General features: G+C 64.8%; 12 protein-coding genes. 5 read left to right on the top strand and 7 right to left on the bottom strand.

All coding sequences use genetic code 11. The annotated features are described in order from the left end of the window. Positions 1-86 precede the first annotated feature (86 nt). The 3 genes from B7P44_RS11195 (at position 87) to B7P44_RS11185 (ending at position 5,054) form a co-directional block, all read left to right on the top strand. Positions 87-2,843, top strand: a complete 2,757-nt coding sequence (locus B7P44_RS11195; protein ID WP_084903946.1) for a PEP/pyruvate-binding domain-containing protein — start codon at positions 87-89, stop codon at positions 2,841-2,843. After that, positions 2,840-3,751, top strand: coding sequence for a UbiA prenyltransferase family protein (locus B7P44_RS11190; protein WP_133118136.1), 912 nt, complete (start codon positions 2,840-2,842; stop codon positions 3,749-3,751). Before B7P44_RS11195 ends, B7P44_RS11190 begins: the two co-directional genes overlap by 4 nt. Before the next feature lie 424 nt (positions 3,752-4,175). Next, a complete protein-coding gene (locus B7P44_RS11185; protein ID WP_084903941.1) occupies positions 4,176-5,054 on the top strand; it encodes an MBL fold metallo-hydrolase in 879 nt (292 codons plus the stop codon). A gap of 47 nt (positions 5,055-5,101) precedes the next feature. Here B7P44_RS11185 and B7P44_RS36290 read toward each other — a convergent pair whose 3' ends face one another. Further along, complete coding sequence (locus B7P44_RS36290) at positions 5,102-5,269, bottom strand: hypothetical protein (protein WP_157721058.1); 168 nt, start codon at positions 5,267-5,269, stop codon at positions 5,102-5,104. A 156-nt stretch (positions 5,270-5,425) separates the two neighbouring features. On the opposite strand from B7P44_RS36290, the gene B7P44_RS11180 reads away from it, so the two are divergent. Beyond that, entirely contained in the window at positions 5,426-6,397 is a 972-nt protein-coding gene (locus B7P44_RS11180) for a LysR family transcriptional regulator (RefSeq protein WP_084903939.1), read from the top strand. Positions 6,398-6,479: 82 nt separating this feature from the next. On the opposite strand, the gene B7P44_RS11175 is transcribed toward B7P44_RS11180, so the two are convergent. Then, positions 6,480-7,661 (bottom strand): MFS transporter, encoded by a 1,182-nt coding sequence (locus B7P44_RS11175; RefSeq protein ID WP_084903937.1) that lies wholly within the window; start codon positions 7,659-7,661, stop codon positions 6,480-6,482. A gap of 586 nt (positions 7,662-8,247) precedes the next feature. Here B7P44_RS11175 and B7P44_RS11170 point away from each other — a divergent pair. Further along, the gene (locus B7P44_RS11170) at positions 8,248-9,381 is read left to right on the top strand and encodes a helix-turn-helix transcriptional regulator (RefSeq protein ID WP_084903934.1); all 1,134 of its coding nucleotides are present in this window, start codon (positions 8,248-8,250) and stop codon (positions 9,379-9,381) included. A 69-nt stretch (positions 9,382-9,450) separates the two neighbouring features. Here the strand turns inward: B7P44_RS11170 and B7P44_RS11165 are convergent, their stop codons facing one another. The 5 genes from B7P44_RS11165 to B7P44_RS11145 form a co-directional block, all read right to left on the bottom strand. Beyond that, positions 9,451-9,819, bottom strand: coding sequence for an antibiotic biosynthesis monooxygenase (locus B7P44_RS11165; protein ID WP_084903931.1), 369 nt, complete (start codon positions 9,817-9,819; stop codon positions 9,451-9,453). A gap of 70 nt (positions 9,820-9,889) precedes the next feature. After that, entirely contained in the window at positions 9,890-10,465 is a 576-nt protein-coding gene (locus B7P44_RS11160) for a flavin reductase family protein (protein WP_231716608.1), read from the bottom strand. Positions 10,466-10,514: 49 nt separating this feature from the next. Then, positions 10,515-11,678, bottom strand: a complete 1,164-nt coding sequence (locus tag B7P44_RS11155; protein WP_084903925.1) for an LLM class flavin-dependent oxidoreductase — start codon at positions 11,676-11,678, stop codon at positions 10,515-10,517. Positions 11,679-11,761: 83 nt separating this feature from the next. Further along, positions 11,762-12,616, bottom strand: a complete 855-nt coding sequence (locus B7P44_RS11150) for a DUF6282 family protein (protein WP_084903923.1) — start codon at positions 12,614-12,616, stop codon at positions 11,762-11,764. A gap of 12 nt (positions 12,617-12,628) precedes the next feature. Next, positions 12,629-13,414 carry a hypothetical protein gene (locus tag B7P44_RS11145; protein WP_084903920.1) on the bottom strand — a complete coding sequence of 262 codons (786 nt, stop codon included), beginning with the start codon at positions 13,412-13,414 and terminating at the stop codon, positions 12,629-12,631. Positions 13,415-13,437 lie beyond the last annotated feature (23 nt).

Genomic DNA, 13,437 nt, shown 5'->3' with positions numbered 1-13,437 from the left:
CAGGCGAATGATTTGCATAACTAATATGTCGAGCGGCGTGAAGCAGATTCAAGAATAACCTTACTACTGTCTGGGGAGAAACCATCATGACGATTCTCTTGCCCGAGACGCAATGTCTCGATCCCAGGGAGGTCGGATTCAAGTTTTCGCGTCAGGCGGAACTGCGGGCGGCGGGATTTCCGGTGCCGCGATTCCATTGCGTGCCGGTGTCGGTGTTCGATTCGACGGTCGGTGCGGTGTTGGGCGGGCTGCCCAGGCCGTCCCTGGCTGACGGCGACCTGGCACCGCTGAAAAGATGGTCGCTCGACATCAGGGCCCGCTTGGAGGCCGTGACCTTCCCGGCCGAACTGGCCGGCGAACTGGTGACCGTGTTCGAGCGCATTGCCACGGACGACAAGCTGGTTGCGGTTCGGGCCTGTGTCGTCGCGGATGACGGCGGGCCGGGCGAGGATTCGGCCGACGATCCATTTGCCGGACTCTCCGACAGTTTTCTGTACGTGCCGCTGGGCGGCCTGGTGACGTCGGTCATGAAATGCTGGGCGTCGGCATTCAACGTCGAGATGATGCTGTACCGGCACACGCGCGGACTGGATCCGGCCGGTGCGCGCGTCGCGGTGGGCATCCAGACCATGATCCTCGGCGCGCGCTCCTTCGTGGCCTTTACCCGGGACCCGCGAGACGCGTCGGAGCGGTGCGTGATCGCCGCGGCATACGGCATTGGCGAGGGCGTGGTCCAGGAAAAGGCGGACATCGATCATTTCTTTGTCGAGCCCCATTCCGGGGCGGTCGCGTCGCAGCTCGTCCCGAAGCAGCGGATGGTGGGACTCGATCGACGATCCGGCGCGATCGCCGCCCTCGACGTTCCGCCGGACCTGGTCGACCAGCCGGTGTTGAGCGACGAAGCCGCGCGGTCGGTGGCAGGGCTGGCGGCCCGCGTCGAGCAGCATTTCGGCGTGCCTCAGGATATCGAAGGCACGATCTCGGCGGACGGCGCGATGCATCTGCTGCAGGCCCGGCCGATCGCGCTGGCAACGCGGGACCGGAGCGACTACCCGCGGCCGGGCCCGTCGGCTCCGGTCGACATGATATGGAGCAACAGCAATATCACGGAGAGCTTCCCCGGCGTCACGTCGGCATTGACCTTTTCGCTGGCAGCGAACTACTACGACGTGTTCCTGACCGACGGCTACCGGCGCTGGGGTGTCCCGCGGCGGATACTCCAGCAGAATGCGCACCACCTGAGCAACATGATCGGGCAGTTCGACGGCCGGATTTATTGCTGCATGAGCGTCTGGTACCACCTTCACGGCCATGTGCCGATCTTCTGGATGATGCGCAAGACGTGGGAACGCTCCTTCTTCGGCGTGGAGCCCGATTCCGTCGCGACCGCACCCGCCACGCGGCGCGCGTCTGTCCTGTCGCGAACGGCCGGCGCGTGTCGCGACTACCTCGGCATTGCGTCGCGCCTGATCGCGCATCCGCTGCTGATTTCCCGCTTCCTAAAGCAATGGCGTGCGTTCGTGCATGCTCACCGCGATCTGGATGGGCTCGATGCGTCGGCGTTGATTGCCGTCTATCGCCGGATGTGGGCGATCGTCGCGGCTCAATGGGGCGTGACGCTGGTGAACGGTTTCTTCCTGGTGTCGCTGACCGGCTGGGTTCGCGCGCTGATTCAGCGATGGACGCCGTCCGCAAGCCCGGGACTGCTGAATGGACTGCTGTGCGGCGGCACGGAGAATCGCTCCGTCGCCGCGCTGAGATCGACCCTTGCCCTGTCCGAACAGGTGCGAGCGCATCCCGAGTTGCTGCGTGCGTTTCTCGGGCCCGCACCGGAGTCGGCGATCTGGCGCGATCTCAAGGCGGGCCGCTACGGTCAAGTGCTGGCGGATGCGGCAGACCGGCATCTGCGCGAGTTCGGCGACCGCAATCTCAGCGACCTGAAACTCGAGGCCCTGACGCCACGGCAACAGCCCTGGAGGTTGATCGGACAACTGCGTCCGTTCGTCCGGCAGCAATTGACCGTGGAGAGCAGCCGCCGGATCGAGGCGCAGGCGCGGCGCGACGCCGAATCCGAGCTCCGCGATCATTGCCGGTCGTGGGGCAAGCGCGTCGTGCTGCGCAGCCTGGTGAAGGCGATGCGCTGGTTCATGCGCATGCGCGAGGACACGCGCTTCTGTCGCAGCGAACTGTTCGGGATATCTCGCGAAGTCTTCATCCGGCTCGGGATGGCCCTGGCCGACGCCGGGTTGCTCGATCGGCCCGACGACGTTTTCGACTTGTCCGTCGACGAGGTGCTCGGCGCGTTCAGCGCCGGCGGCACCGTTCCCGACAGCGCACTGCGTGTCCTTGCCGAGGAGCGCGCCGCGATTCGACGGAGCCAGGCGCTATTGCCGGACCCGCCGACGACGATCCGGCGTTCGAGCGCCGGACTGCGCACGTCGACGATGCGGCGCGGTCGCGAGGACGCGCACGGCAACGCGGCGGCCGCGGCATCCACGGATGTCCGTCTGCAGGGAATCCCTTCGAGCAGCGGCGTGGTGCGCGGCAGGGCGCGGGTCGTGCTCGATCCGGCGACCATCGAACCGAGCTCCGTGCACGACCAGATCCTTGTCGCGAAGGAAACGGATCCGGGCTGGCTCTTCCTGATGCTGGCGGCCAAGGGGCTGATCGCGGAGCGGGGGACATTGCTCTCGCATACGGCCATTACCGGGCGCGTCCTCGGCATACCGACGGTGGTGTCCGTGACCGATGCCACGCGACGCATCGCCGACGGATCGTGGATCGAACTCGACGGCGCGACCGGCACGGTGCGTCTGTTGCAGCAAGAGGAGGTGACATCGTGATTGCGCGTTTGAGGTTGTTCGTCGGCGAGTCGTTTCCGTTGCGATTCTTCATTCCCTATTCGCTCATTTACGCGTTCGGATTAACGGGGCTGCTCGCCGCGACCGACGGGAGGATCACGGACTGGACGCCTGATCTCAGGCTGTTGATCAGCGCCGCTACGCTGGCGGTCGATCAACTGGTCATCCGGGCGCTGGACGACATCCGCGACCTCGAATACGACCGCCGCTACAATCCGGCGCGCCCGCTCGCCCGAGGCGCGGTCAATCGTTCGGACCTGATCGTCCTCATCCTGTGCGGTGCGGCCTTCGTTCTGCTGATCAATGCCGGTCGCGGCATCGCGGATCTGATTCTGGTGATCCAGCTGCTCTATCTGATCCTGCTGGCGGCGATCGAGAAGCGCTTCGATTGGCCAGGCGACGGACAGCTGTTGACGAACCTCGCGGTCAGCTATCCGATTCAGCTCGCGTTGAGCGTCTACCTGTATGCGGACTTGCTGGGCATCTACACGCTCGCGCCGACGTGGCCCGGTGCGTTCGTGATCCTGGCGGCGGCCATCGGCTTGTTGCACCTGGAGCTGGCCCGAAAGGTCACGCGCAGGCCCAAGGACGGGGAACGGACCTACGTGCGCATCTTCGGCGTGCGCAATACCATCCGGATCGCGTCGGCCTGTGCGGTGCTCACGAGCCTGATCGTCGTCGCGCTGCTTCAGCCGTGGGCAAGTCCGTCGCGCAGCGCATGGGGCTGGGCAGCGCTGCTTCCGCTGATACCGGTCGTGATCGGTCGAGTGAAATTCAGCGATCCTGCCTTGCCCCGGTGGCCCTTGCGCTATGCGGCGTGGTACATCCTGGTGATGTATGCGTCGTTTCTGTTCGTGGGCTTGGCGGCGCTGAGCAAACGGCTCGCGTGATCGATCGCCGATTCGCGACATTTCTGTCGTCTATGAAAATACCGTCGGGCCGTTTATGCCCTTTGATCGTTGAGATACCATCCAACGGCAATCGGGAGCCTTCGAAGCAGGGGAGTCGCCGCTGTCCCGCCAGCGTGATTCGCCGCACCGATCGATCAACCGCGGCCCGGCATCGACGCGCATCGATCGCGCCAATCCGACATTTCGCGTTATCCATTCAATCTATACGGTGCAGATCCGTTCATGTGTCGACGACCTCGACTCGCTCGGTCGGGCATCACGTTCGAGCGGCCTGCGCCTAGCGGTCGCCGAAGCATTTTCTCGATACGCAGTCGAAGCGAAGCGTGCGTCCCTGGGTTACCGCACGAAGAGAAATGATTTGCCCCGGCATATCGACAAGCGCAACAGCGTAAAGGAAGCTCAAATGACGTCCCCCCGCAACTATCAAACGCCTGGCCTGAATCGTCGGAAAATCGGCGACCTCCATGTCACGATGATCAGCGACGGTTATCTCGATGCCACGACCGATCTGCTGAACGGAATCGATCGCGCGTCGGCCGACGAGATTTTGCGCAAGCGAGGCGTATCCGACGTGTCCCGCATGAACATCAACGTGTATGTCGTGCAGGACGCGAAGCGCACGATCCTGATCGACGGCGGCGGCGGCGGGTATAACGGCTGGGGCGGGAGGCTGCCGGTTGCGCTCGCCGCCGCCGGCATCGACCCGCTCGATATCGATACGATTCTGCTGACGCATGCCCATCCCGATCACGTGGGCGGCCTCGCCGGCCCGCTGGCCACACCGCTGTTCCGGAACGTCGAACGGCTGCTGATTCATCGCGCCGAGTTCGATTTCTGGAACGACGATGCCAATCGGCCGCAGTCGCCCGAGGAAATTCGACCGTTCTTTGATATTGCGCAGAACGTCTTTCAAGCGTATCGGCAGCAATTGGTGGCCTTTGACTCGGAAGACGTACTGGCCGGCATTCAGGCCGTTCCGTTGCCGGGACATACGCCGGGGCACACCGGATACCTGATTTCGGACAGCGGGCAGGCGCTCCTGGTGTGGGGAGATGTCGTTCATTTTCCTCACGTACAAATCGAGCGTCCGGAAGTGACGATCGCGTTCGATCATGCGCCCGACGAAGCGGCCGTGGCGCGACGTCGTCTGCTCGATCGTGTGAGCTCGGACGACCTGCTCGTCAGCGGCATGCACTTCAACCTGCCTGCGTGTGCCCGCATCGAGCGGCGCGGGGCCGCTTACGGGTTGATGTACGAGACCTGGTCGCCGGCCTTGGTCTGAGCGGTCCATCCGCCGACTGGAAAACGCGCGCCGATGTCAGGCGCGCATCAGCGCCAGGCCGACCGCATCTGGCGCCCGGTATCGAGGTCGGACGCGGCAATCCGCGCGTGACCGGCCATTGCCACGTCCGGACATTCCGCGCTCACATCCTCCCCGTAACGCACCGATCGCCGCCGCCATTTCATCGCGCGCAGCGTCGCGACCGCTGCGATCACAGATGATCGCCGCTCGCGCGCTATGTCAGCCCGAGAGCGGACCGGTATCGCCGTGCATTGTCCTTTGCCGAGGATTTTGCCCAATGAAAACGCCGCAACTATCTTAAAATATCGAACGAGAGCCCACATTGAACACGCGCAAATTAGGGAGTCGTATTGGACAAGCTAAACGGCGTTACTGTTTTTGTACAGGCAGCGGAGACACGCAGTTTCGTTGCAACCGGCCGGTCTCTCGGAATATCGGCGTCGGCGGTCGGAAAAAGCATTTCGCGTCTGGAGGAAAGGCTTGGCGTGCGGCTTTTCTATCGGAATACCCGCAGCATTCACCTGACGCCGGAGGGCTCGCTGTTTCTCGGGCACTGCCGGCGCATCCTGGGCGAAATCGAAAACGCCGAGCGGGAATTGTCCAAGGCCAGAACGGCGCCGCGCGGCAAATTGCGCGTCAGTCTTCCGCTCGTCGAGAGCTTGCTGCTGTCGACGCTGTCGTCGTTCATGGCGCGCTATCCGGAAATCGAGCTGGAGCTCGATTTCAGCGACAGGCTGGTCGACATCATCGACGAAGGTTTCGACGCCGTGATCCGCACCGGCGAGTTGCGCGATTCGATGCTCATGTCGCGCAAGCTGTGCGCGTTCCGGATGCTGCTGGTGGCGTCGCCGCGCTATCTCGACCAGCATGGCGTCCCGCTGCTTCCGGACGACCTGATGCGCCACGCGTGCCTGCACTACAAGTTCGCGACGTCCGGCAAGCTCGAGCAATGGCCAATCGAACGCAGCGCGAGTGCGTACGACTTCCGGCTGCCCGTGACGATGGCCTGCAACAACGTGACGACGCTCGTTTATCTGGCGAGGCAGGGGCACGGCATCGCGTGCCTGCCGGATTTCGCCGTGCGCGATGCGTTGCTTGACGGCTCGCTCAGGACCGTGCTGGACAACCATGCCGGCGATCCGAATGTCTTCTGGATCCTGTGGCCGTCGAGCCGTCACGAGTCGCCGAAGCTGCGCGCCTTCATCGATCATTTGACGGAGCACCTGTTTGCGCCGGCAAGCGACATGCGTGGGGCGCCGGGCATCCTGGAGACCCTGGCCGCGGACCGGCCCGCGCTGCAGCAGCTCGCGCCGTCGCGGTAGGCGCGCTCGCGCGGCGAACGCACGAGCGAGCGGTGGATCGCCGGCCGGATTCACGATGGCAACCTCTGAACGCATGTTGACGTCAGCGCGCGGCGGACAGGGCGCCCTCCCGCGGCGCGTCGCCGTAGTAGAGGACCTTGATGCCGATGAAAGCCAGCGCGACGGCGGCGAACAGCAGGCCGCTCCAGATGGTTCCCTGGATCCCGAATCTGGAGAGGAACCATCCGCCGGCGGTCGAGCCGAACACGACGCCGAGGTTGATGAACGAGATGTACACGCCGGTCGCGAACTCCGGCGCTTCCGGGGCTTCCGACGTCAGCCAGATCTGCGTGACGATCAGGCCGCTCGTATGGATCGCGCCCCAGAGCAGCGCGATCACGATCATCGGCGGCAGCGACGACGTACAGAAGAAGTGAAGAATCAGGTACGCGGCGCTCAGTGCCAGCGGATGCAGCACCGTCGTTCGCACCTTGTCCTTCGCGAGCAGCTTGCCGGCGAGCAGGTTGCCGGTCACGCCGCCGATCCCGAATATCACCAGCACGACGCTGATGAGCTCGCCGCTCATGTGGGCTTCGACGCGCAGGTATTCGGCGGAGTAGCTGTACACCGAAAACATCGCGCCGAATATCGCGGTCGACGCGGCGATGTTGAGCCACAGCGGGACCTTGCGCAGGATCGCGAGCTGCTTGCCGTATGAAATGCGTTCGGTCGCGGCGGCATCGGGCAGTCTCGCGAGGATGCCGAGCGCGGCGATGAAGTTGACCGCGGTACTGAACAGGAACGATGCCTCGTAGGACACGCGCGCGGCGATCCACGTCGTGATCGGAATGCCGAGCACCATGCCCATGCTCGTTCCGACGAACGCCTTGGCGGAAGCATGGGTCGCCATGTTCCTCGGATAAAGCGACGCGGCCGCGACGAAGGCCAGCGAGAAATACACGGGGTGGAACAGCGCCGGGATGATCCGCGAGATCGTCAGCACCGTGTAGTTGGGCGCATACGCGGACAGCACGCTGCTCGCCGAAAATATCAGCAGCGAAAGCATCAGGACTTTCTTGCGATTGAAGCGCGACATCAGCAGGACCATGAACGGGCCGCCCGCCGCGACGACGAGCGCGAACAGACCCACCAGGAATCCGGCTTGCGACGCCGTGATGCCGTAGCGCTGCGTAATGACGGGGAGAATGCCGACCACGCCGAATTCGATGGAATAGACGCCGAACAGGCCAAGCGCAATGAAGAATATGGGATGCAGTTTTTTCACACAATCTCCTTCATTCGTTGCCCGCAGGCTTCGAATAATTCAAGGACTCGATTCGATGCGTGGATGGTATGTCGGGACGGAAGAAAGAAAAATAGTCTCTAGTTCCGTGGTTTGACGACGCGGGTGTCCGCAATCGCGCGGGAAGCCGCCTCCGGCGGGGCGATTGGGGGTTGGGTGGTGGCGGTGGCGGAGCGCGTGGATTGCCGCCGGCGCATCACCGGATTCATTTCCGGAAATGCCTGGTTTCGCGTTATCGGCGGCGCGCGAATCGATATATTCGAATCGGGATATGAATCGACGGATTGTGGATATTTACTCTGTTAACAATGGACTGAAATGGACGCAATTTTGTTGATTTGTATGTATTATGATCGCGGCAGCGCAGCATGATTGTGGGGATGGCTTTCGGCAGTTTCTTTTGTGTTCCTAATTTAATGTGTGCCGGTGTGATGAGCACGTTACAGGAATGCAGCGACCGAGGCGATGAGTGATTGTCCGAATGTTGTCCTGGTGCGCGCCGTTTCATGAGAGTGCCTGACTATCCAAACGAATATCAAAGGCGTCGAACGCCTTAGGGGCATTGATAATGAAGGTTGAGATTCTCGATGATCTTCTGTCGAAGATATACGATACGGCTCACGATGCCTCCCTCTGGCACATCGCGCTCGCCGCGTTGTGCCGGAAGCTGCAGGCCGAGTCCGGTTCATTGCTCTACGTCCCGCTGCCGGGAAGCGGCTGCCAGCCGATCGAGATCATCTACGGGGTGCCCGACGACACGTTTAGGACACTGACGGAAAAATTGAGCCGCGGGCAGGGTTGCCAGCCGCTCGAGTATGTCGATCCGCAAGGCGAGGTCGTCAGGATCGACGTGAAGGAGGGGGCCGACGGGCAAGGCTTGCCGTGGCTCGTCGGCTCGACGGGCGGACCGGAGAGCGGACAACTGCTGCTTGCGGTGTTTTCCCGGAACGATGCCTTCGTCGGCGCGATCGGTTTCAAGTCGCGCGTGCGCAGCGAGCCGTTTTCGCAGGGCGATATGCAGCTGCTTTCGCTGTTGCTGCCGCATATCCGCCGCGCTCACGAATTGAAGGCGCGGTTCGAGGATATCGCCGGCGTGAACGAGACCGCGCTGCTTGCGCTTGGCCGGCTGTCCTACGGCGCGGTGCTGCTGGCATCCACCGGCGAAGTGATCCGCACGAACCACGAAGCGGACCGGATCTGCACGGCGTCCGACGGCGTCACGATCGCGCAGCGCCGCTTGCGTTGCGTCGACGCCGACAGCGATCGCAGCCTCGCCGATACGCTGCGTCGCAGCGTATTCCGGTCTTGCGGCGACAGCGCGAAAACGGTGCTGATCCCCCGCCCGTCCGGCAAGCGCCCGTATATCGCGTGGAGCGTGCCGGTCGAGCATGCGCGGCCGGACGCGTCCCGAAGCCCGCCGTACACGATGATCATCATCAACGATCTGGAGCGGCCGAAGAACAACCTGCACGCGTTGCAGGAGCTTTACGAACTGACGCCCTGCGAAGTCGACATCGCGATCGCGCTGGGCACGGGGGCGGAGGTGTCGCGCGTTGCTGAAAGCCGGCACGTGTCGGTCAATACGGTTCGGACCCAGCGCGCCCAGATCTATGCGAAGCTCGGGATCAGCAGCCAGAGCGAACTGATCCGGACGCTCGCGGCGCTGCCGCAGCACGACATGCGGCTCTGTCACGCAACGTAGGCCCGCAACGAAAGCGGGCGGTCCGCTTGCGGCGGACCGCCCGGTACGGACGGCGAAAACGCGGCGCGCTCAGGCGCTGACAGCCGCAGCGGCCGACTCCGGCGTGATCAGATCGGTCACCTGATAAAGGTGATATTCCCAGGTTCCGGTTTCCTTCAGCCCGTTATAGCGCGACAGGAACTCCGGGTCCGTGAAGAGCGTGTCGAAGGCGGCCTTGCTCGTCCACTTCGCCTGATTGATGACGGTCTTGCCGTCGACGCTCTTGTACAGGCGGCTCCACTGGAAGTCCGGATAGGTCCGTGCAACGTAATTCACGGTCACGCGCAGCACGTCGAGCGCGGCATCCTGCTTGCCGTCGAAGACGTGCACGACGTTGACGAGCACGACTTCGTCGGCGTGGTTGGAATCGGGCGTCGTCGAAAGCGTGTCATTGGCCATAGCTAACCTCGAGTCGAGTTGAGAAAGATGAGAGCGGCGGCCGTCGTCGCATCGGCGGCCGCCGGTTGCGTCACGCCGGCGTCGCGAGCCCGGCTTCATGGATGCCGTGTGCCGGCGCGCGCAGCTCCGGCAGCGCACAGGCGCCGGCGGGCATGCCGTCCTGCCACAACAGCGGGGAAACGGCGTCCGCCGCGCTCGCCGCGCGAACCCGGCCGACGACGACCTCATGGCTGCCGTACGCGAACTGGCCGTCGACGTCGCAGAACAGGTTCGCTTGCGCGCCGGCGAGGAACGGCAGCGCGTGGCGCTCGTCCCACGTGCCGTATGCGAAGCGCTCGCGGCTCGGCACCTTGCCGGAGAACACCGGAATCAGGTGACTCTGATCGGAGCGCAGCAGGTTCACCGAGAAGCGCCGCCGGCGCAGCAGCGGCTCGCAGATGCTCGCCGACCGGTTGATGCAGACGAGGATGGCCGGCGGATCCGACGAAACGGAGCTGACGGCGGTCGCCACCATCCCGAACCGCTCGGATCCTTCGTGCGTCGCGATGATGGAAATCGTCGACGTCAGACGCCGCATCGCTTTCTTGAAGCTCGCGACGACGGCGTCGTCGGGCTGGGAGTGATCGAGCATGGCTTGACCCTTCATGAGAGTGTCGCAGTGGGTTGTGCGTTGTAGCGGGAGCGGACGACTGCCGTCACGCGATCCGCACGCGCGCCTGCGGATACGTGCCCCGCAGGCCTGCGTCCTCCATCAGCGGCAGCACGCCGTCGACGAAGTCCTGGATGCCCGAGTGATAGTCGAGCCACGTGAGGCAGATGCCGTCGATGCCCCAGTCCGAATACTTCTGGAACTGCGAGACGATCATTTCCGGCGTCCCGACGAGCGGCACGCCGGCGAACCCGGCCTTGATGTGGTAGCGGAAGCGCTCGGCGTCCTCGGTCGACTTGAACATGCCGCTTTCGATGCCGATTTCCTTCGTCACGTTCGTGCAGGCCAGCTCGTCGCCCATCTGGTTCACGTAGTAGTCGAGATCGCGTTCGGCTTCCGCGAGCGTGTCGCGCTGGATCACGTACGCATAGCACCAGATCTGGAGGTCGCGGCCGAATTCCTTGCGGGCGAGATCGCGGTACGACTGGATCTGCGCGCGCGCGACGTCCTCGCCGTCCTGGTACTTGACGATCAGGTACGCCGCATCGCAATGCTGCGCGCAGAACCGCTTGCCACGCGGCGAGCCGCCGGCGTTCATCAGGAACGGCCGGTTGAGCGGCTTCGGCTCCGAGAAGCCGCGCTCGATGTTGAAGTACTTGCCCTTCAGGTCGAACTCGCCCTGATGGGTCCATGCGCGGCGGGCGACCTCGATCCACTCGTCCGCGTGGTCATAGCGCTCGTCGTGCTCGCGCATCGTACCGTCGAACATCTTCATCTCCGCGCTGTTCCAGCCGCAGATGATGTTCAGCCCGAAACGGCCGCCGCTGATGTGATCGATCGTGGTGGCCTGCTTGGCCGCGAACAGCGGGTGCACGGTCGACACGTGCGACGTCGTGAGGATGCCGATCTGGTCGGTGACCGACGCGAGCCCCGCGGCCCACGTATAGGTTTCGTACGACACGCCCATCGGGTTGCTGTCGCCGCCGAAGCCGCGCCACCGGCCGACCGGCAGCAGCGCCTCGAAGCCTGCGCGGTCGGCGGCCTTCGCGACCTTCAGGTTGCCGAGCCAGTCGTCCGCCTTCAGGCGCTCGGGCGCGCGGGTGAACGTGCAGCCGCCTTCGATGTTCAACGCGAATACGCCCAGCTTCATTTGATTGGTGCTCGTCAGCATCGGGTTGGGCTTGCGGGACGCGTAAGTCTGATTGGCCATGAAGCTCTCCTTGAAAAGGGCAACGCATGTGAGAGGAATACGCTGATACGACGGAACGGATGGGGCGACCGGGCGACGGGGGCCTAGGTCAGCAGCGCGAGCGGATTGACGCGGGTGATGGCGTCGATGCGCTCGCGGGACAGCCCGAATGTGTCGAACCACCCGGACGACGTCCGCAGCCAGTCCGGGATGTCCGGCTGGCTCGTCTGGCCGAGATCCGAGCTGTAGACGACGCGCGGGACGTCGGCCAGCACCGCGCGAAAATCCTCGGCGTCCTGGTAGCCGAGCAGGTAGGTGAGCGCGGTCTGCTCGACGTACACCATCGGCGCGCTCGCGATGTCGCGCAATTCGGCCGCGCGAAGCCCCGTGAGCGGATTCGCGGGCTGGTTGAGCATCAGCCGCGGCACGTCGTGGTGAAGCGCCGCGTCGACGAGGCGATACACCTCGTCGCGGTTCGCGTGGCCGGTCGAGATCACGAGCGGGTAGTCGCGCGCCATGCGCAGGATGTCGACGACGCTGTCCTTCAGCCGGCCGTCGGCGTCCGACACGGTGCAGGGCGCGATGGCGCGCCGGTCCAGAATCGGGTGGCTGCGTTCCCGCGCGAGCCGGCTCGCATGCTTGCGGCCCGTCACGGTCGGTAGGTGGACGACCAGGCGGACGGGCCCCTCGCCGTGCTGGCAGAGCGAGCGCTCGACCGCGCGCCGGTCGATGCCGCCGGCGATCTCGTTGAGCACGATCGACGCCGACACGGGAAGGCCCGCCTGCTGCGCTTCCCAGGCCTGCGCGGCCGTGCATCCGAGATGATTCTTCAGGACGACCCAGCCGCCGGCTTCGCGGTAGCGCGCGCCCGCGTCGAGCGCGGAACGGCGACGCACGTATGCGTCGGGCCCCGCGTGGTAGTGCACGTCGATGAACGTGGCCTGGGTGATATCGGTCATGTTCGGTTCCGGTCAGGTCAGGTGCGGCTGCGGCACGGCGATGTCCAGGTGCGCGCGCACGGCCGCGCAGACGCGGACGAGATCGTCCGTCAGCGGACGCATGCCGCCGTTCGGGATGCCGAGCGCGGCCTGCGCGGGCGTGTCGCGCAGATGGATGTTGCCGCGCCGGACGAGTTGCGAGCGCTCGCCGTAGACGTTCAGCAGGCGGCCGGCGTAGCGGTCCACGGCCGCCCTGACGTCGATGTCGTGGAGCAACGCGAAACCGCGGGCGAGGCGTGCGGCTTCCGCGGCGCGCGAGCCGGGCGCGGGCGGCGCGGCGGGGACGGGCGAAGCGGCGGCGCCTTCCGGGGCGACGAGGCTGTCGAGCATCGTCAGCGCGTGCGCGACGTCGCCGCGGCGGCCGAGCTCGGCGAGGGCGCCGAGCCGCGTGTTGAGCGTCTCGTCGGCGAGGCTCGGCGCGGAGATCAGCAGGACCTTCGGCACGTCAGCGACCCACGGTGCGCCGAGCATCGCCTGCACGACGGCGCCCCCCAGCGCGCCGCCCGCGAGCAGGTCGATGCGCCCCGATGCGGCGAGGAGGGCGGACCAGCGCGCGGCGAAGGCGTCGAGGCGTTCAGGTTGTTCGGACAGCAAGGACAACGTGTCGTAGATCGTCACGCGATAGCCGGCGTCGACGAGTGGCCGCACGAGCGGCTCGAAGAAGCGCCCTTCGTCCCAGGCCGGGAGGACCGGGGACAGGACGGCCGCCTGCAGCGGGCCGTCGCCGTAACGCACATGGACAGGTTCGATGGGTTTCATCTGGCGGTTGGCGGTTTGAGCCG

The sequence above is a fragment of the Burkholderia ubonensis subsp. mesacidophila genome (assembly GCF_002097715.1).
Lineage (GTDB): Bacteria > Pseudomonadota > Gammaproteobacteria > Burkholderiales > Burkholderiaceae > Burkholderia > Burkholderia mesacidophila.
Note: the sequence above shows the minus strand (reverse complement) of the source record. Positions and strands in the feature narration are given on the sequence as shown.